The sequence below is a fragment of the Streptomyces sp. NPDC097619 genome (assembly GCF_040302735.1).
Lineage (GTDB): Bacteria > Actinomycetota > Actinomycetes > Streptomycetales > Streptomycetaceae > Streptomyces.
Window position 1 is genome coordinate 13,135 of record NZ_JBEOSD010000060.1, and the last position, 18,533, is coordinate 31,667.

The following is an 18,533-nucleotide window of genomic DNA, read 5'->3' on the forward strand; positions in this document are numbered from 1 at the left end:
CGGCAGGCGGGGGAGCTATCCGGCGGGCCGGGTGGCGACGAGGACGCCGACCTTGTCGATGCGGTGCTCGGGGTTGCCCCGGTCGTCCCGCCAGAAGTTCCCGGCGGCGTTGTCCTCGGGGGTGGCACAGGTGGAGATCGTGATCATGGCCCGGGTGGGCTCCGCTCCGGGCTCGCCCGGGACCGCCGCCCGCTGCTCGGCCAGCGAACGCTCCGACCGGAAGGACGTCTTGCGCGTCTCGGTGATCCGGTACTCGTAGACCGTGCCGCCCGCCGTGACCCGTACGCTCTCCCCGACCGCCAGGGACGGCAGGTCCCGCAGCGGACCACCCGCCGACAGCCGGTGTGCCGCGACCAGGTAGTTGCCGATCTGCCCCGGCCCGGCGCCGCCCCGCTCCCCGTACGGGTTGGCGGCCACGCCCCGGTCCTGGATCCGCGTCCCCGGCCAGTCGTCCGTCGTCCCCTCGTACGGCACCACGCGCAGCCCGGCCAGACCGATCCCGGGGATGGAGAGCACGGCGGGCCGCGTCAGCGCCGCCCGCGTCGAAGGCGCGGGCGTCGGTCCGGGCGCGGGCACCGCGGCGACGGGCCGCGGAGCGGCCGGGGACCCAGGACCCGGGGTGGCCGTGGCGATCACCGTGGCAGGGCCCGGCGCGGTCGAAGTCGCACGCGCGGTACCCGTACCCGTAGGCGCCGCGGCGGACAGCTGCTCGGCAACGGCCGCGCCGCCCCCGCCCGAGCAGCCCACCAGCGCCACCACGACCGTCGCCGCGGCGGCGGCGAAGGCGGTCGAAGCGCGGCGAGTCCCTGTCATACCTTCGACGCTAACCGCCGGACGGCCCCGGGTACAGGGCCGGCTCCACCCCCGGACCCTCGTCCCACGCACCGCCACGGAACGACCGCGCTCCGCCCGCACCGGACCGCACCACGCCGCCCGGCCGCTCGGTCTTCCGCGGCCCGAGACCCGGGACTTGTCGATTATCGATATGCCACCTACGCTCCACCTATCGATATTCGATATCCGAGACATCGTGCTCCGCCCGGCCGTACGCCTGCGTACGAGGCCGCGCGGAGCCGTATCGAGCTGCACGGGGCGGGACGGAAACGGCATGAACACACGACTGACGAGGATCCTGTCCTCGGTCACCTTCGGACTCGGCGCCCTCAGCGGGCTCGCCTTCCTCGGCACCGGGGCGGTACGCCTCTTCGACGACGGGGACATCTGCGTGAAGACGGGATTCTGGGCCAACGCCCGACTGGGCGACGCCCTCCCCGTCGACGCCGGGGTGACGGCCTCCTCCAGCATGGTGCGGCTCTGCCAGGAGGCCCCGTCCGCCGGTCAGCGCGCGGCGGACCTCGGCGTCGAACTCCCCTGGCCGCTCTTCGCCGCCGTGGCCCTGCTGCTCTTCTCCCGGCTCCTCGCCGCGGTCCTGGCCCACGGCCCGTTCACCGACCAGGTGGCCGGACGGCTCACCGGACTCGGCTGGTTCGTGGCCGTCGGCGCCCCCCTCACCGGGCTGGTCGCGGGCTGGTCGCAGTCCTGGCTGGTCGGCAGCATGGCGCCGATCGTCGGCTCCGGACCGGAGTTCTCGGGGCCGACCGAACTCCTCCTGGCCGGTCTCGCCGCCGTCGTCATGGGCGGGATCATGCGCCAGGGCGTGCGGATGCGGGAGGACCTGGACGGGACGATCTGATGCCCGAAGACGAAGTCCACTCCATCCGCATCCACCTGGACCGGGTCCTCGCCGAGCGCGGCATGACCCTCACGGAGCTGTCGGCGCAGGTGGGCATCACCGTGGTGAACCTGTCCGTCCTCAAGAACGGCCGCGCCAAGGCCATCCGCTTCTCGACCCTGTCGCGGATCTGCGAGGTCCTGGACTGCCAACCCGGCGACCTGATCACCCACGACCCGGGCACCTGACCCGAGCCCCCGACACGGGCGCCTGATCCGGGCCCCCGACCTGGCGCCGCCGGTCGATGGCCCGGGCACCGCAGCTCGATGCGCTGACGGTTCAGAGGGCCTGGGGGAAGTCGAAGAGGCGGGTGGGGTCGTAGCGCTTCTTGAGTTGGGCGAGGCGGGCGGCGTGCGGGCCGTAGTACGCGGAGCGCCAGTCCTTCAGGGAGGCGTCGGCGTAGTTCTGGTACGCGGCCCCCGAGGCGTGCCGGCGCATGGCCGTGTGCGCCCCGGCCAGCCAGGCCGCCTGCGGGCCACCCGTCTGGGCGGCGGGCCAGGAGGCGGTGTACTGGGCGAGGACGCGCGAGCGGCGGTGCACGAAGGCCGTGGCCTGCGGCGAGACCCGGTTCACGGCCCCGCCGAGCGCCGTGAACGCGACGGAGACGGCACCGCCGCTGCCCGCCGGCCGACGGCCGTAGCGCTCGACCTCGCCGAGCAGGGTGCGGATGCCCTCGGCGGTCAGCGACCGGTCGAAGAAGTCCGAGCGCGCCGCGTACGTCTCGCGCTGGAGCGTGCCGTTCGGACGGCGGCCCGGGGTCTTGCCGGGCAGGTGGCACTGGTCGGTGGTCTTCGTGGCGCAACCCGCGTACATCCGCATGGTGTCGAGGTAGCCGCGCCGCCGCAGACTGACGGACGAGGCCGGTCCGGGGCCCCCGGCACGGTCGGCGAGTCGGTCGACGGCGTTCTGGAGCGCCCCGTAGGTGCCGAGGGAGAAGCAGGCCACGGACACGGTCGGGGTGCGGCCGGGCGCGGCCGACAGGTGGAGGGCCGACCAGATCTCGTCCGGCTGGGACGGGCCCCACTCCTGCCAGGAGCGCAGCACGGCGGCGGCCTTCGACCAGGGCCAGGTGAGGTAGGCGGTGACGCCGTCGGCGGCCTTGTGGGTGCGGAAGCGGAGTTCGGTGACGACGCCGAAGTTGCCGCCGCCCGCGCCGCGCAGCGCCCAGAACAGCTCGGCCTCCCGGTCCTTGGACACGTCGAGGGTCCGGCCGTCGGCGGTGACGACGCGGGCCCCGGTGAGGCTGTCGCAGGTGAGCCCGTAGGCGCGGGAGACCACGCCGTGTCCGCCACCGAGGGTGAGCCCGGAAATCCCGACCGTGGGGCAGGAGCCGCCGGGGACGGTCACCCCGTGGGCACCGAGTCCGCCGTACACGTCGATGAGCTTGGCGCCGGCGCCGATGACGGCCCCGCCGGGCACGGTGCGCACGGACTTCAGCGCGGACACGTCGACGACCAGCCGGCCCGTACCGCTGGACCAGCCGGTGTAGGAGTGGCCGCCGTTGCGGATGGCGACGGGGGTGCCGTGTCGGCGGGCGAAGGCAAGGCACTCGGCGATGTCGGTGCCGTTGGCTATGTAGGCGACGGCGGCGGGGCGTTGTCCGTCGAAGCGGGTGTTGTAGAGCTGCCGGGCGGTGGCGTAGTCGGCGTCGCCGGGGCGTACCAGTCCGCCCTGCAACCCCCGGCCGAGTGCGGTCCAGTCGGCGGGGGTGGGGGCTCCGGAGCGCGCCGCCCCGGTGCGGGAGGCGGCGCTGCCCGTGGCCCCGTCCCCGACGGCCGTCCAGGCGGCCGCCGCCGCGATGCCGGTGCTCGCCGTGAGCATGGTGCGCCTTTTCATGACGGCCCCGCTTCCTGATGCGCTGCTGCTTGCGCCAGCAGAGAGTGCGTTCGAGGAGCGGCGGTTCCACCTCCGGGGGCATCTCCCGGTAAAAGTCCGGCGGGTGACGGTGCGACGGCCGGGGCGCGGGCCTCCACGGACCCTCCAGGGAGCAGCCTGTGGGCACCCTGGAGGGGAGGGGCCACGTGCGGTGCGCGAGGAGGGACGATCGGCCGGGGCCATCGATGGCCGGGGCGCGCGGTGGCCCCGCCGGAGAGGCTGTCCGGGCGGGGGCCGCCGTGTGAGACTGGCGGCATGGACATGGGGCGGGAATCCCGCGTGGAGAAGGACGCGATGACGGTGGAGATCGTCTTCGCCCTGGTGACGGCCGCGTTCCTGGCCGCGCTCGTCTACGGCCCGTTCCTGCTGACGGCCCACCTGTCCGGGGCCTCCGGCCGGGTCCGGGACGGGCTCCTCACCACGGGCACCGTGCTGGCGGGCGTCGCCGGGATCTGGCGGGTGGTCCGCGTGCTGACGCGCTTCGACGCCCGACGCCGCCTGGGCCGCTGATCCGGGCACCCGCCGATACCGGGACGGGCCCCGCCGGCGCGGACCGGCGGGGCGGAGGCCCTATCCGGCGGGCCGGGGGGCCAGGACGCAGAGTTCGTGGGACTCCGGGTCGGTGAGGCAGGTCCAGGGGGTGTCGCCCTGCCCGAGGTCCAACGGGACGGCCCCGAGGGCGAGGAGGCGCGCGACCTCGGCCTTCTGATCGTCGCCGGGGTAGGGCAGCAGGTCCACGTGGACCCGGTCCGGGACGGTCTTCGCACCCGGTACGCGCAGGAACTCCAGGTACGGGCCCACTCCGTGGGAGGAGCGCAGGACGGCGCTGTCCCCGGACACCGAGTGCAGGGTCCAGTCCGTGGCCGCGTCCCAGAAGCGGGCCATGGCGCGGGGGTCCTCGCAGTCGACCACGACGGCGGCGACGGGCCCGGTGTCCCGGTAGACCTCGCGGGGCTCCAGGACGCAGAACTCGTTGCCCTCGGGGTCGGCGAGCACGGTCCACGGCACGTCGGGGCCCTGGCCGACGTCCGCGCGGGTGGCGCCGAGGGCGAGGAGCCGTTCGACCGTCTCGGCCCGGTGGGCGGCGGAGGTGGTGGCGAGGTCGAGGTGCACCCGGTTCTTCACGGGCGCCTTGGCCTCGGGGACGACGACGACGTCGATGCAGAGCGCGGACGGATCCGGCCAGACGTAGCCGCCGCCGGGCTCGACGTTGGAGACGCCGGGCGCCTCGCTGGAGAGTCCCCAACCGAGCGCTTCCGCCCAGAAGCCGCCGACGCGGTCGGGGTCGACGGCCTTGATGTTGACGTTGACGGGTCGCATTGCCATGTCGGTGATCTTAGGGAGCGGTACCCGCCGGTACGGCCCCCGGTCCCCGGAAGGCGCGCTTCCGCGACCTCTCGGATATCCGGCGCCCGGGATCCGCGATGCCCCGGGTCCGGGCCGGTAATCCTCGCACTGGCGCACGAAAACCGGGGGTGGCGCGCATTTATGCGACTCCTCCACCGGTTTTCCTGCCCTCTCGTCACGCCGGTCACCATCCCATTCGAAGAAGACGAAAGAATCCCGCCCCGAGATCGGATCACGCGAATTTGGCCGGATCGCGCGGTGGACGGCGGGAGGCATTTACGGCTGAATGGGTCCCGCCCATCGGCGGACCACACGGGAGTGCGGAAAACTATGCCCGAAGGCGAAACCACCATAAGCAAGGAACAGGTACAGGAACGCATCCAGAAGATCGAGGAGTTGTTCGCCCGCAAACGGGAGGAGAGCGCCTCCCTCGGCACCGGGCTCGACCTCGAAGCCTCGGCGCGGAAGGCCCTGGAGGCCAGGGCGCAGCCCGCCGTGGTACCGGACGAGGCGGTGCTCGCGAAGCTCCGGGCGGCCGGGCGGCAGCGCCCCGACGACGGCCCGAACATCTGGTGCGAGCTGTACGGGTTCCTGGACCTCGGCTACAAGATCCACCTGAATTCCTACGCGGTGGAGATGGTCACCAGCGCGGCCTCCGCCCTGGAGAAAGTCCTCGGCGACGCCGTGGAGGATTTCCCGGAACTCGACGCGATGTTCATCCCGCTGCTCGCCTACATTTACGCCGAGGGTGAGGCGATCGGCGAGGTCGGCCAGATCAACGGCTCGGTGGTCCTCATCGGAGTGATCCCCGACCCGTTCCCGGTCCCTTATCCCGACGAGTAGGATCCGGGCGCCGCGGTGCCGGTGCGGTGCAGTGTGGTTCCGTGCGGTGTAGCGGTGCGGTGGTACGGGAACGGCCGCCGTCTCCCCTCCGGGGGGCGGCGGCCGTTCCCGTGTCCGTGGTCCCCCGCTCCGTCAGGGGCGCCGTGCGGGATCCGTGGCGCGGGCCGCGCCGGCGCCGTCCGCCTCCGGGGCGGCCTCGGACCCCGGGACGGATGCGGCCGCCGGTGACTTGGGGGCCCGGGGGGCTGCGGAGCCGCGGCGGGACACCGCGACCCCCGCCAGGCAGAGGGCGCCGCCGAGGAGGGTGAGCCAGGCCGGCACCTCGCCCAGCAGGATCCAGCTGAGCAGGACCACGATGGCGGGGACCGCGTAGGTGGTGGCGCCCAGCTTCGCGGCGGGCATCCGGGTCAGGGCGTAGGTCCAGGTGGTGAACGCGAGGGCGGTCGGGACCACACCGAGGTAGACCATGTTGAGGGTGGCCGAAAGCGGCGCTTCCGGCACCTCCGCGACGAGTCGGCCCGCGAAGGGCAGGCAGGCGACGGTGCCGACGAGGCAGGCGTACGCGGTGACCTGGAGCGGGGAGCCGAAGGAGAGCGCGGGCTTCTGCGCGATGACCCCCGTCGCGTAGGCCACGGCGGCCAGCAGGCAGAGCACCACGCCGAGCACCGAGGTGGAGCTCCCCTCGCCCGCCTCCCCGCCGGAGCCGCCCGCCGCGGACATGGACAGGCCGACGACCACGGCTCCCGCGAAGGAGACGCCCATGCCCGCCAGCAGCGGGCGCGGCAGTCCCTCGCCCAGCAGCCGGGCGGCCATCAGGGCCATGAGGAGGGGGCCGACGTTGACGAGCAGGGCCGCCGTGCCCGCGTCCACCAGGCGTTCGCCCCAGTTCAGCATCACCGTGTAGCCGCCGAACCAGACGAGTCCGGACACCAGGATGCCCCGCCACGCACCACGCGGCGGGACGCCCTCGCGGCGGATCAGGAGCAGCAGGGCGAGCACCACGGAGGCGGTCAACAGCCGCCCGAGGGCCAGGGCCCCCGGGGAGTAGGCCGCGCCCGCGCTGCGGATCGAGACGAAGGCGGAGGCCCAGGCCAGCACCGTGAAGGTGACGGCGCCGAGGGTCAGGGCACGGGCGGGCGGCGACGGCCGGAAGCGGGGTCCCATGCTCCTCACCCTAGGACCGTGACACTTCGGCGTCCACCGAAATAATCAGGGGTGTGGCGGCACCCCGCGTGCGGCGGACGAGAAGGCGCCGGCTGCGGTCGGGCCCACTTCCGCCAGGCCCACTTCCGCCAGGCCCGGTCCGGTCAGGCTCACTCCGGTCAGGCCCAGTCCCCCGGGCCGATCCCGAGCAGATCCGCGAAGGCCCGCTCCCCCTCGGCCGTGACCAGCAGGCCCCGGCCGCCGGTCTCCGAGCGACGGACCCAGCCCTCCGCCAGCGCCTTGGCGCAGAAGCGGGCCCCGAGCAGTCCGCCGAGGTGGCGGCGGCGCTCGGTCCAGTCCAGGCAGGAGCTCACCGGGCGGCGACGGCCCGCCGGGGTCAGGTCCAGCCCGGCCGTGGCGCACCACTCCCGACCGGCGTCGGTCAGCTCGAAGACGCCGTCGGCACGCAACAGCCCCCGGTCGGCCATGGCCCCGGTCACGGCCATGCCCAGACGTCCCGCGAAGTGGTCGTAGCAGGTCCGGGCGCGCGCCAGCGGGTCCGGGGCGGAGACCACGGGCACCGTGTACGGGGCGTCCCGGTCCGGGATCGCGTGCGAGGCGAGCACGTCCACGAGGCGGGCGGTCGCGGCGTCGGCGATCCGCACGTACTGGTGCCTGCCCTGCCGTTCCGTCACGCAGATGCCCGCCTCGATGAGCCTGGCCAGGTGGCCGCTGACGGTGGAGGGCGCGACCTGCGCGATCCGCGCCAGCTCGCCGGCCGTCCAGGCTCGCCCCTCCAGGAGGGCCAGGCAGAGCGCGGCCCGGGTCTCGTCCGCCAACGCCCCGGCCAGCTGCGCCAGCCGGGCGGCGGGAGCGGTACGGGACCCCCGATCGGCCCCGGTGTCCGATGCGGTGTTCGATCCGGAGTCGGGTCCGGAGTCGGGTCGGGGCTCGGATCCGGTGCCGGGAGCGGCGGCGCCACGCTGCGGAGTCATGCCCTCAGGGTGCCTGAACCCTTCGCTGTTTGGCGAACGGTCCCGGGGTGGCGCGCCCCGTGCCTCGACGGTGTCACGGGGGGTGTCACGGGGGTCAGTCCCGGGCCGGGAGCTCCTCCAGAGCGGCCACCGTGCGACCGCCACGGACCACCGGCAGGCCCCGGACCAGCCGGTCGACGAGGCGTGCGTGGCTCAGGCCCGATCCGTCGAGGCGCTCCTCGTCCCCGTCCTCACCGTGCCCACCGTTCGTACCGTCCGGGGCGGCGAGGACCTCCGGGACCAGGAGCGCGGAGAGCGCGGCGGCGGGGTCCGGGTCCGCGACGGCCGGTCCGTACCCGCCGGGGCCGAGGTCGACGTAGTCGGGAACCAGGGGCCGGCCGCGGAGCGTGCCGCCGATCTCGGGCAGGAACTCGTCCCAGCACACCGCGACGGTGGCCCGCAGGTCCCCCAGGACCTCGACGTACTGCTCGGTGGAGTCCCCGAGGAATGCCTCGACTTCGAGGTTGCCCTGCACGAGGAGGCGGGAGCTGCCGCTCAGCACGAGGTTGGCGGCCTTCAGGTCGCCGAGGACTATCAGGGAGGGGCTGCCGTGGTCGAGGTTGAGTATGTTGCCGTCGACGTGGAGGTCGCCGTCGATGACGTACCCGGAGACCGCGCCGTCGATCCCCTCGTACTGGGGCCGTCCCCCGGCTTTGATCCACGGGTTGAGGTGGCGGTACTGGTGGTCGTCGAGCCACAGCGACCCGGACAGCGCGGCGGGGCCGGGGTGCAGGATGTACTCGTCCTCGTCGAGGTTCCCGTAACAGTCCGCGGGGAAGCCGCGCCGCTCGAACAGCTCGGCCGTCTCGGCCCAACTCAGGTAGATCGTCTCCATCCCCGCACCCTAGACGCCCCCACGGACACCCCACCGCCCCGGGGAGCCCGGGGGAAGGACCCGCAGCAGCTCCCACAAGGGCCGCCCGCCCGCGGCCCATTCGGCGAGGAGTCGGCGGTCCACCAGGTGGAGGCGCTGGGAGCGGGCGAAAACGGTGGCGTCGGCAGTGATCCGGCCGTTCGTCAGCATGACCAGGACGTCGCCGTGATGGACCTGGCGGCCGGTGCCGTTCAGGACCTGGAGAGCTGGCGTGCCCACGGGTTTCCCGGACCAGCCGTCCCTTCGGTGCTTGCACTGGATCACCCAGAGCCGTCCATAGGGGTCGGTGGCCTTGACGTCGGCGCCGTTGTCCCCGCGGCCGCCCACCTGACGGGCGTCCGCGCAGCCGTCACGGCGCATGAGGTCACGGACGGCGAACTCGAAGGCACGGTGGTCCAGGGCGTCGAGCTGCCCGACTGCGTAACGCAGTGCGCTCGCCCGGACCCGCTCCCGGCGCGCGGCCTCGCGGCGGCGCCGGAGCAGGGCACCCGCCGCGACGGCAGCCACGAGCAGAACGGCAGCCACCGTCCACGGGTGCTCGGCCGCCCAGCGCAGGGCGGACGCGGTCAGGCTGAGGAGGACCGCTGCCGACACAACGGCGAGACCCACGTCCCCGGAGGCCCACGGGCGTTCTCGTCGTCCCCCTCGGCCGCGCGGTGTCGTGCGCCGCCGGGCCGGACGGCGGGAGCGGGGTCGGTGCGGGACCGGCCCGGGGGCCGGGCGCCCATCGCGAGGAGTGCGGGCACGGTGGACGCTCACAGCCGCATCCCGCCCACGCTGTCGACGAGTTGGCCGAGGAGGTCGCTGATGCCGCGGCCGATGGCCGTGGGCGCGAGGACCACGCCGAGGGCCAATACGATGAGGACGGTGAAGCGTTCGTCGGCCCGGCTCCGCGCCTGCGTGCGGCGACGCAGCCGCAGGACCACGATGACGAGCAGCAGTACCGCCAGGTCGATCGTCAGCACGCGGCAGTCCCCCCCGGAAGTCCCGTGGGGCGGCGGACCGCCGCCCCGTACCTCCTGTGTAGCCGTGGGGCGCGGCTCCCGAGGGGGTATCGCCCGCTTTGGCGGCATCCCGGCGGGACAGGCCGGATCCACGGGGACGGGCGTTCGAGCAACGCGGGAGGGGGTGTCACACCCGTGGCCGCCGAGGACCACCGCGAACCGGGCGCCACCTGTGGCCACCGCGGCCCGGGAGGCCCATGGGGCTCCCGGGCGGTGCGGGGCCGGCGGTAGGCGGGGGGCGGGCGCGGGGCTCGGGCCGGGGTGGCGGGTGTTACGGGGTGTTCGTGGCCCCCGTCGCTTCCGACGCCTCGCGCGTGATGCGCTCGAACTGGGCGGCCATGGCCTCCGACAGGGCCTGGGCGGCGCTGAGCGGGCGGACCATCACGGTGAACTCGTCGATCCGGCCGTCCTCGTCGAAGTGCAGGAAGTCGCAGCCCTCGATCTGCTTGCCGGCCACGGTGGCCCGGAACACCAGGGCGTGGTCGCGGGCATCGGGTTCCCCGATCTCGCGGACGTAGTGGAAGTCCTCGAAGACCCGCATCACGGCGCGCAGGATCGCCGCGGTGACGGGCTTGCCCGGGTACGGCTTGAAGGCGACCGGGCTGGTGAAGACGACCTCGTCGGCGAGGAGTTCCTCGATCGCGACGTGGTCCCGGTTCTCGACGGCGGTGCGGAAGGGGTGCACGGCTCTCCCTGTTTTTGCAACAAGTTGAATAATGCCTTCAGAGCCTAGGCCGCCGGACCGGATCGGCCAAGCCCCCACCCCCCGCTTCCGGTCATACTGGCGCCATGGACGACCTCGTGGAGTTCCTGCGCGCCCGCCTCCGCCAGGACGCGGAAGACGCTCGTACCGCCGCCGTGGACGGCAGTTGGGCGGCGGCCCGGGTGATGGCCCAGGCCCATGCCGCCCGGCTGCTGGTGGACGCCTCCGTCGCCGACTGTCCACCGGAATGCGCGACCGGCCGGGGACACGGCTTCGGCCGCGCCTGCGCCCTGCACCGGATGGGGCCCGTGCACGAGGAGGACGGGCAGCGCTGGCTGTACGACGACACCGGCGCCCGCTTCCCGGTGCCACCGGTCACCACGGAGTGGACCCTGCGCGTCCTGGCCCTGCCGTACTCCGCCCACCCGGACTACCGGAGCCACTGGCGCCCCTGATCCCTCCTGCCCCGACGCCCCGCCCCACCGGCGCACCGCGCCCGCCGCGGGCCGGGCGTCGCGGTCAGGCTCCCGGGCCGGTGCCCGGCGGACCCGGCGTCCCCGTCTCCCGGCGGTGGTCGAGCCAGCCGCGGCTGAGGTCGTCCCAGACGAGTTGGTAGCGCGCGAAGAGCCCGTCGATCCGCTCGACGGTCAGCTCCTCCGGCGGGGTGGTCGCCAGCAGGTAGGCGAGGTCGTCGGCGAGCCGGTGGAAGCGGTACTGGGCCTCCTCCATCAGCACCGCCCGCGACCGCCAGTCGAAGAACGGCTCGACGGCCCCGAGCAGCGTCACCACCGCCACGCAGGCCAGCGCCAGGTCCGCCCAGGCGTTGAGGTCCTGGAGCCCCAGGATGACCGTGGACGCCGCCGACAGCACCAGGCTCGCCACCTTCGTGGCCGAGGCCCGCCGGCCGAAGCGCCGCTTCTTGCCCCGGGCGTACGCCGTCCCCTCCCGCAGCCGCTCCGTCAGGAACACGGCCGCCTCACGAGAGCCGGGTACGGGGCCTGGCGCGGCCCCGGGCCCGGTCTCCCCACCGGGCTCCCCGCTCGGCCCGCCCCGACCCGTCCCGCCGCGCGCCCCACCCTCGGTCCCACCGCCCGTTCCGTTCACCGTGCCGATCTCCGTGCCGTTCACCGTTCCGGTCTCCGGACCTCCGCCCGTGCCCACCGACGCGCCCCTCCCGTACCCCTCACCCCTCGCGGACCGCCGACCGCCCCGCTCCCCCGCAGACGCGACGCCTCCCGACGCGGTTCCGCCGCGGCGCGCGCCCACCCGTCCCGCCGGCCGGCCGTCCCGCCGGCCGCTCACACGTCCCGCCACCCGCCGGAGCCCGATCTTCCACAACTCCCCTCGAAATCGCGGTGAATTCGTCCCCCGAGGACAGAACCGATCCGGCCCGCACGGCGTGATAGGGGGCGACCGGATTGGCATGCCCAGAGACGGGGGTCCACGGGTGGGACGTACATCGAAGGCGGGGACGGTGGCGCTGGCCGCCGCGGTCGTCGGAGCACTGGTCGCGGGGACGGCTCCGGCCGGTGCGCAGGACGGCCGCTCCCCCGGGAGCCAGGGTGGCAAGGGGAGCGCGAGCCGCGCCGCCGGCGGGGTCGACGGCAAGGGCGTCGTCCGGGGGAAGGCCGCCCGGTCGACGGTGGTCACGCTGGTCACCGGGGACGAGGTGGTCCTCGGCGGGGACGGCAAGGTGGTGCGGATCGACCGCGCCGCGGGCCGGGAGGGCATCGTCTTCACGGTGCGGCGCGAGGCGGGCCGTACGTACGTGATCCCGCAGGACGCGCAGCGCCCGCTGGCCGACGGGGTGGTGGACCGGCGGCTGTTCGACGTGACGCGGCTGGTCGCGGACGGGTACGACGACGCGCGCCGCAGCACCCTGCCGCTGATCGTCGGCTACCGGAAGGACGCCCGGTCGCGCGAGTCCTTCGCCGCGTTCCGGGGGGTGCTGGACCGGACGGCCCGCGAGCGCCGGACGCTGTCCGCGGTGGACGGCGAGGCGTTCACGGCTCCGAAGGGCGGTACGGCCGCGCTGTGGGCGGCCGTCGCGGGTCCGGTCGGGGCCGGGACGGGGGCCCGTACGGGGGCCGCGTCCGCCGCCGGCGGGGCGATCGCGCACCTGTGGTTGGACGGACGGGTCAAGGCCGCGCTGGACAAGAGCGTGCCGCAGATCGGGGCGCCCTCGATGTGGCAGGCCGGGTACACCGGCAAGGGCGTGAAGGTGGCCGTCCTGGACACCGGGATCGACCAGACGCACCCGGACCTGAAGGGCCTGGAGATCGCGGAGAAGAACTTCAGCGACTCCGCCGACGGCAAAGACCGGCACGGGCACGGCACGCACGTGGCGTCCACCATCGCCGGGTCCGGGGCGAAGTCCGGCGGCCGCTACAAGGGCGTGGCCCCGGACGTGCGGCTGATCGACGGCAAGGTGCTCAGCGACGACGGCTGGGGCACCGACTCCGACATCGTCGGCGGCATGGAGTGGGCCGTCGAGCAGGGCGCGAAGATCGTCAGCATGAGCATCGGCGGGGGTGACGACGCGGGCGTGGACCCGAAGGAGGAGGCCGTCGCCCGGCTCTCCGCGAAGGCCCTGTTCGTGATCGCGGCCGGCAACAACGGCAGCGAGCCGGGCCGGGGCACCATCGCCTCGCCGGGCAGCTCGCCCGCGGCCCTGACCGTGGGCGCGGTGGACAAGCAGGACCGGCTCGCGGAGTTCTCCAGCCGCGGCCCGACCGCGGCGGGGGTGGCCAAGCCCGACATCACCGCCCCGGGCGTGGACATCATGGCCGCGCAGTCCACCCAGGGGCACGTGCCGCCGGGCAGCACCGGCTACGTGTCGATGTCCGGGACCTCCATGGCCACCCCGCACGTGGCGGGGGCCGCCGCCCTGCTGCTCCAGCAGCATCCAGACTGGTCGGGGGCGCGGGTCAAGGCGCTGCTGACGGGTGCCTCGAAGGCCGTGTCGGCGCTGAACCCGTACCAGCAGGGCGCCGGCCGGGTGGACCTCACCCGCGCGCGCACCGCCACGGTGGTCTCCGAACCGGCCCTGGTCGACTTCGGCACGCAGCTGTGGCCGCACGCCGACGACACCCCGGTGGTGAAGACCCTGACGTACCGGAACCTCGGCAAGCGGTCGGTGAAGCTGCGGCTGAGCGTGGCCGGGACGGACCCGGCGGGTCGTCCGGCGCCGGCCGGGACCTTCGTGCTCGCGGACCCGCAGCTGACGGTGCCCGCGGGCGGCACGGCGAGGACCACCGTCACGGTCGACACCCGCAAGGGCACCCTGGACGGGACCCTCGGCGGCACGGTGACGGCGTACGGCACCGACCAGTCGGTGCGGACCCCGCTGGTCGCGGTCCGCGAGTCGGAGGCGTACGACGTGACCTTCCGGCACCTCGACGAGACGGGCGCCGGCGCGGCCTCGTACGCGACGGCCGTGATGTGGCCCACCCCGAACGGGGTGCGGCGGGTCGACCTGCCGCTGCGGGCCGGTGGTTCGGTCGTGCACAGGCTGCCGAAGGGGACCTACCTGGTGGAGTCCCTGGTGTACAGCCCCGGGAGCGGGAACCGCACGGCCGCGCTCGTACAGCCGGCGCTGAAGGTCACCGGGAAGACCTCGGTGACGCTGGACGCCCGCGTGGCGAAGCCGCTCGCGGTGACCGCGCCGGACGCGACCGCGCAGCGGGTGTCCGCCGTCATGGGCTACGACGCCCCCGCCGCCTGGGTGGGCACCTCCTGGGTGATCGACGGGGCCACCCGCTTCGCCACGGCCGGGTTGGGCGCGGAATCCCCGGGTCTGCAGGCCCAGTACCACGGCCTCTGGAAGACGCCCGGCGCGGCGGGGACCGCCACCGACTACCGGTTCGCCTTCCTCCGCAGGGGCACCTTCTTCACGGGCCTCAGCCGGGCCGTGACCCGCGCCGAACTCGCCGAGGTCAAGCTGGCGATGGGCGCCTCGGTGAGCGCGAAGGGAGTGGTGCACGCCACCCCGTACACGGAGGGCTTCGGGGTGGGCATGCACCCGCCGATCGAGGCGAGCCTGCCGCTGAGCCGCACCCAGTACGTCAACACGGCCGGGGTGTCGTGGGACTGGAGCGCGGCGCAGCTCAACGCCGCCGGTGAGGAGGTCACCGGGCATTACGTGCCGATGGCCGCGTACACGGCGGGCAAGCGGTACGCGCTGACCTTCAACACCGGTGTGTTCGGGCCCGACCTGTCCGGTGGCGATCAGGGTGCGTACCGGTACGGCGACCGGCTGGACGCGAACGTCTCGCTGTTCGCGGACGGCAGCGGACACGAGGGCTACGCCCAGGCCACGGGCTTCAGCCGGTTGGAGTCCGGCGGTCGGATCATCGCCGAGTACGACTCCCCCGGTTACGTGGGCGCCGAGGTGCCCGCCGCCTCGGCCGCGTACCGGCTGACGATGGAGGGGAAGCGGCCCGCCGCCGACGCCACCATCGGGACGAAGGTGGCGGCCGTCTGGACCTTCACCTCGGCCCGGCCCTCCGGGGACCAGCAGGTGAAGCTTCCGTTGTCCACGGTGCGACTGTCGCCGGCGCTGAGCCTGAACGGGACCGCCCCCGCGGGCGGCACGCTGAAGGTCCCGCTGTTCGTGGGCGGGCCGGCCGCGGCCCCGGGCAAGGTGGCCTCGCTCGCGGTGAGCGTGTCCTTCGACGGCGGGACCACGTGGAAGGCGCTGACGGTGGCCACCGACGCGGCGGGGGCGCGGTCGGTGACGGTGGTGCACCCGGCGGCGGCGAAGACGACGGCGTTCCGGGTGGACCTGAAGGACACCTCCGGGAACACCCTCCGCACCACCTTCTCGGACGCCTACCGCCTGGCGCCCTGAGGTCGCAGCGGCACCGTGGGGTGCCGGTGGGGGTGTGAGGGCTGACGGGAACGGGCCCCGGATCTTCGGATCCGGGGCCCGTTCCCGTGGCGCGCGTCCGGGCCGGGCGGGCCGCCCGGCCCGGTCGGTGTGCGGCGGGCTGCCCCGGTGGTCAGCGGGCCCGCCCGGTGGTCGGCGCGGTCGCGTGGGCTCGGGCGGGGTCGGGTGGACTCGGGTGGGGTCGACCCCCTTCGGCGGCGGGCCGGAGGTCGTGGGCGCGGACGGTGAGGACCAGGCCCTCAGCGGTGACCGTCACGGCCGTCGGCGTGAGGCGGGGCGCGGGCGCTTCCGCGTCGGCGGTGCGGTCGGCCAGCGCGGTGCGGACCCGCTCCGTGAGGGGGGCCGGGGCGGGGGCGCCGAAGAGGGTCGCCCCGGTGAGGGTGAAGGTCGGGCGGCCGTCGTCTCCGAGGGCGGGGCGCACGGAGGCGGTGAGCGCGCCGCCGGGGCCGAGCCCGATCCGGAGGGTGCCGCCGGTGGGGTCGGGGACCACGGAGGTGACCTCGACGGGGCCTCCGGAGCCGGCCAGTCCGGCGCGGAGGGTGTCGGCGGGCGCGGTCAGGGTGCCCGTGACGGCGCCCACGGCGGCCCCGGCCTCCGTCCCGAAGCGGAGGTCCTCCAGGGTGAGGTCGGCCCGGACCCCTTCGAACCGTCCGAACCGGACGTCGTCGGCGGTGACGTGGGCCCGCTCGGCGCGGTCCCGGGCCAGGGCGGCGAGTCCGGAACCGGCGAGCCGCACGTCGCCGTCGCCGAGGACCGGGCGCAGGGCTTCGGCGACGCGGTGCTCGATGAGCCGGCCCGCCACGGTCTCGGCGGTGTACCAGGCCAGGAGGAGGGCGAGGACGACGGCGAGGGCGCGGAACACGAGCCTGCGGCGGCGGGGGCGCGGGTGCGGTCGCCCACCGCGGGGGCGGGTGACGGCCGCACGGTCGGGATCGCGGTCGGTAACGCGCTCGGGGTCGGGGCCGCTGGTCCGTGCGGCGGTGGATGGGGTGCGGGCCCTCATGCGCGGGCCTCCCGGGTGCCCGTGCCGGTACCGGTTCCCGTACCGGTGTCGGCATAGGTGTCGGTGTCGGTGGTCCGCCCCGGGGCCCGTTCCGGGGCCTCCTCGGACGGTTCCGGAGGGCCCTCCGGGTCGAGGCGGGGGAGGACGCGGTCCAGCCAGGCGGGGAGCCACCAGTTGGCGCGACCCATGAGGGTCATGGTCGCGGGCACCAGCAGGAGCCGGACCACCGTGGCGTCGAGGACGACGCTGACCCCGAGGCCGAGGGCGAGCATCTTGACCACCGTGTCGCCGGACAGCAGGAAGGCCAGGAAGACGCTGGTCATGATGAGGGCCGCGCAGCTGATCACGCGGGCCGTGGAGGCCAGGCCGAGGGCCACGCTGTCGCCGTTGTCGTGGCCGGCGAGCCAGTGCTCGCGGATCCGGGAGAGCAGGAAGACCTCGTAGTCCATGGAGAGTCCGAAGACGATGGCGAACATCATCATGGGGACGTACGACTCCACGGGGACGGTCTCGTGCACGCCGAGCAGGGAACTGCCCCAGCCCCACTGGAAGACGGCGACGACCACCCCGAAGGAGGCGCCGATCGAGACGAGGTTGAGCAGGGCGCTGGCCCGGCAGGCCGAGGTGCTGAGTCGGCTGCCGCGGGTGGCCGGGGTGCTCTCCGACGGGGAGCCGGTGGTGGCGGAGGCGGCCGGGCTGGGCATCGCCGTGATGGACCCCTCGGGCACGCTCCGCGGCCCGGCCGCGGCGGCCGTGTCCACGGCCCAGCGGGACCGGCTGCTGACGGGCCGCCCGCTGTCGGCGGAGGGCACCCTCGACGGCCGGCGGGTGCTGGTCGAGGGATGGACCGGACGGGGCGGGGCGGTGGTGCTGACACGGTCCACGGCCGAGGTGGACGCCGCCGCGTCCCGGCTCCGCCGGAACCTGCTGCTGCCCCTCGGCGCGGGCCTGGCCGGCGCCGCGCTGGCGGGCTGGTTCCTGGCCCGCCGACTGGCCCGCCCCCTGACCCGCGCCGCCGAGCTGGCCCGGAGCCTCGCCCGGACCCGGACCCGGAGCGGAACGAGAACCGAAAACGGAAGCATGAGCGGAACCACGTACGGAGACGGGAGCGGGAGGGTGCCGGAGCATCCGCACGCCCTCCCGGAACCGCCTCCGACGCACCCGGCACCGGGCCCCGCCACGACCACGGACCGCGGCCCCGCCGAGGTCGCGGAGCTGCACCGGGCCCTGCTGCTGCTCGACGAGGCCCTGGAGCGGAGCGAGGACCGGCAGCGGGTCTTCCTCATGTCCGTCTCGCACGAGATCCGCACGCCGCTCACCACGCTCAGCGGCTACGCCGAGGCGCTGTCCGACGGTGTCATCCCGGCGGATCGGGTCCCCGCGACGGGTGCCCTGATGCTGCGGGAGGCCGGACGACTGGACCGGTTCCTGCGCGATCTGCTCGACCTGGCCCGGCTGGAGGCGGTGGACTTCCGCCTCGACCCCGGACCCACGGACCTGGCCGCCCTGGTCGGGTCGGCGGCGGAGACCTGGCGGGACCGGTGCGCCCGCCGGGGCGTCGTCCTGCGCCTGGAACGGCCCGAACCGCCGGTCGCGATGACCGTCCGGACCGACGGGTTCCGCGTACGGCAGCTGCTGGACTGCCTGCTGGAGAACGCCCTGCGCGTCACGCCCGAGGGAGCCCCGGTGGTCCTCGCGGTGGCGTCGCGGGCTCCGTCGGCGGGTGGCGGGGCGGTCCTCCAGGTACGGGACGGCGGGCCCGGCCTGACAGAGGAGGACGTGGCGGTGGCCTTCGAGCGGGGCGCCCTCCACGACCGGTACCGGGGGCTCCGTCCGGGGGGCAGCGGTCTCGGCCTCGCCCTCGCGCACCGCCTCGCGGGCCGTCTCGGCGCCGTCCTCACCCTCACCGGTCACGGGCCGGAGGGCGGGGCCGCCTTCACCCTGACCGTACCCGCCGAGTTGCCCACCGACCTGCCCGGCGACCTCCCGGATCCGCCCCGTGGGACCGCCGTGCGGTGAGGGAGGCCACACCCCGCGGCGCCACCCCCGCGTCGTTCCGCCCCTTCCCGGCCGGTTACGGTTTTGGC

The 18,533-nt window shown here is 74.7% G+C and carries 19 protein-coding genes; 7 read left to right on the forward strand and 12 right to left on the reverse strand.

Annotation, left to right across the window (positions count from 1 at the left end):
- Positions 1 to 15: 15 nt before the first annotated feature.
- Entirely contained in the window at positions 16 to 813 is a 798-nt protein-coding gene (locus ABTZ17_RS18240; RefSeq protein WP_352196659.1) for a class E sortase, read from the reverse strand.
- Between the two features lie 295 nt (positions 814 to 1,108).
- On the opposite strand from ABTZ17_RS18240, the gene ABTZ17_RS18245 reads away from it, so the two are divergent.
- A complete protein-coding gene (locus tag ABTZ17_RS18245; RefSeq protein ID WP_352196660.1) occupies positions 1,109 to 1,693 on the forward strand; it encodes a DUF2975 domain-containing protein in 585 nt (194 codons plus the stop codon).
- A complete protein-coding gene (locus ABTZ17_RS18250; RefSeq protein ID WP_352196661.1) occupies positions 1,693 to 1,920 on the forward strand; it encodes a helix-turn-helix domain-containing protein in 228 nt (75 codons plus the stop codon). Before ABTZ17_RS18245 ends, ABTZ17_RS18250 begins: the two co-directional genes overlap by 1 nt.
- A gap of 91 nt (positions 1,921 to 2,011) precedes the next feature.
- Here ABTZ17_RS18250 and ABTZ17_RS18255 read toward each other — a convergent pair whose 3' ends face one another.
- Positions 2,012 to 3,568, reverse strand: coding sequence for an FAD-binding oxidoreductase (locus ABTZ17_RS18255; protein ID WP_352196662.1), 1,557 nt, complete (start codon positions 3,566 to 3,568; stop codon positions 2,012 to 2,014).
- A 294-nt stretch (positions 3,569 to 3,862) separates the two neighbouring features.
- On the opposite strand from ABTZ17_RS18255, the gene ABTZ17_RS18260 reads away from it, so the two are divergent.
- Positions 3,863 to 4,117: a DUF6332 family protein gene (locus ABTZ17_RS18260; RefSeq protein ID WP_352196663.1), complete on the forward strand. Its 255-nt coding sequence runs from the start codon at positions 3,863 to 3,865 to the stop codon at positions 4,115 to 4,117.
- Positions 4,118 to 4,177: 60 nt separating this feature from the next.
- Here the strand turns inward: ABTZ17_RS18260 and ABTZ17_RS18265 are convergent, their stop codons facing one another.
- Positions 4,178 to 4,933, reverse strand: coding sequence for a VOC family protein (locus ABTZ17_RS18265; protein ID WP_352196664.1), 756 nt, complete (start codon positions 4,931 to 4,933; stop codon positions 4,178 to 4,180).
- Between the two features lie 351 nt (positions 4,934 to 5,284).
- Here ABTZ17_RS18265 and ABTZ17_RS18270 point away from each other — a divergent pair, with 351 nt between their 5' ends.
- A complete protein-coding gene (locus ABTZ17_RS18270) occupies positions 5,285 to 5,797 on the forward strand; it encodes a hypothetical protein (RefSeq protein ID WP_352196665.1) in 513 nt (170 codons plus the stop codon).
- 132 nt (positions 5,798 to 5,929) lie between these two features.
- On the opposite strand, the gene ABTZ17_RS18275 is transcribed toward ABTZ17_RS18270, so the two are convergent.
- The 6 genes from ABTZ17_RS18275 to ABTZ17_RS18300 form a co-directional block, all read right to left on the reverse strand.
- A complete protein-coding gene (locus tag ABTZ17_RS18275; protein WP_352196666.1) occupies positions 5,930 to 6,961 on the reverse strand; it encodes a DMT family transporter in 1,032 nt (343 codons plus the stop codon).
- A gap of 158 nt (positions 6,962 to 7,119) precedes the next feature.
- The gene (locus tag ABTZ17_RS18280; RefSeq protein ID WP_352196667.1) at positions 7,120 to 7,935 is read right to left on the reverse strand and encodes an ArsR/SmtB family transcription factor; all 816 of its coding nucleotides are present in this window, start codon (positions 7,933 to 7,935) and stop codon (positions 7,120 to 7,122) included.
- A 94-nt stretch (positions 7,936 to 8,029) separates the two neighbouring features.
- On the reverse strand, positions 8,030 to 8,809 hold the full coding sequence (locus tag ABTZ17_RS18285) for a hypothetical protein (RefSeq protein WP_352196668.1): 780 nt from the start codon (positions 8,807 to 8,809) through the stop codon (positions 8,030 to 8,032).
- Positions 8,810 to 8,818: 9 nt separating this feature from the next.
- Entirely contained in the window at positions 8,819 to 9,442 is a 624-nt protein-coding gene (locus tag ABTZ17_RS18290) for a restriction endonuclease (protein ID WP_352196669.1), read from the reverse strand.
- Positions 9,443 to 9,603: 161 nt separating this feature from the next.
- Entirely contained in the window at positions 9,604 to 9,813 is a 210-nt protein-coding gene (locus tag ABTZ17_RS18295) for a hypothetical protein (RefSeq protein ID WP_352196670.1), read from the reverse strand.
- A 310-nt stretch (positions 9,814 to 10,123) separates the two neighbouring features.
- Positions 10,124 to 10,537 carry a nuclear transport factor 2 family protein gene (locus ABTZ17_RS18300; protein WP_352196671.1) on the reverse strand — a complete coding sequence of 138 codons (414 nt, stop codon included), beginning with the start codon at positions 10,535 to 10,537 and terminating at the stop codon, positions 10,124 to 10,126.
- Positions 10,538 to 10,641: 104 nt separating this feature from the next.
- Here ABTZ17_RS18300 and ABTZ17_RS18305 point away from each other — a divergent pair, with 104 nt between their 5' ends.
- On the forward strand, positions 10,642 to 11,010 hold the full coding sequence (locus tag ABTZ17_RS18305; protein WP_352196672.1) for a DUF6221 family protein: 369 nt from the start codon (positions 10,642 to 10,644) through the stop codon (positions 11,008 to 11,010).
- A gap of 64 nt (positions 11,011 to 11,074) precedes the next feature.
- On the opposite strand, the gene ABTZ17_RS18310 is transcribed toward ABTZ17_RS18305, so the two are convergent.
- Positions 11,075 to 11,524, reverse strand: coding sequence for an SLATT domain-containing protein (locus ABTZ17_RS18310; protein WP_352196673.1), 450 nt, complete (start codon positions 11,522 to 11,524; stop codon positions 11,075 to 11,077).
- Positions 11,525 to 12,002: 478 nt separating this feature from the next.
- On the opposite strand from ABTZ17_RS18310, the gene ABTZ17_RS18315 reads away from it, so the two are divergent.
- Positions 12,003 to 15,404 (forward strand): S8 family peptidase, encoded by a 3,402-nt coding sequence (locus ABTZ17_RS18315; RefSeq protein ID WP_352196674.1) that lies wholly within the window; start codon positions 12,003 to 12,005, stop codon positions 15,402 to 15,404.
- A 151-nt stretch (positions 15,405 to 15,555) separates the two neighbouring features.
- On the opposite strand, the gene ABTZ17_RS18320 is transcribed toward ABTZ17_RS18315, so the two are convergent.
- Together ABTZ17_RS18320 and ABTZ17_RS18325 are read right to left on the reverse strand one after the other, a co-directional pair.
- Positions 15,556 to 16,446: a hypothetical protein gene (locus tag ABTZ17_RS18320; protein WP_352196675.1), complete on the reverse strand. Its 891-nt coding sequence runs from the start codon at positions 16,444 to 16,446 to the stop codon at positions 15,556 to 15,558.
- Positions 16,443 to 17,150, reverse strand: a complete 708-nt coding sequence (locus ABTZ17_RS18325; protein WP_502994726.1) for an MMPL family transporter — start codon at positions 17,148 to 17,150, stop codon at positions 16,443 to 16,445. The genes ABTZ17_RS18320 and ABTZ17_RS18325 overlap by 4 nt, the downstream gene beginning before the upstream one ends.
- Between ABTZ17_RS18325 and ABTZ17_RS18330 the strand changes: the two genes are divergently transcribed.
- The gene (locus ABTZ17_RS18330; RefSeq protein ID WP_352196676.1) at positions 17,125 to 18,465 is read left to right on the forward strand and encodes a sensor histidine kinase; all 1,341 of its coding nucleotides are present in this window, start codon (positions 17,125 to 17,127) and stop codon (positions 18,463 to 18,465) included. The genes ABTZ17_RS18325 and ABTZ17_RS18330 overlap by 26 nt on opposite strands.
- Positions 18,466 to 18,533: the final 68 nt, after the last annotated feature.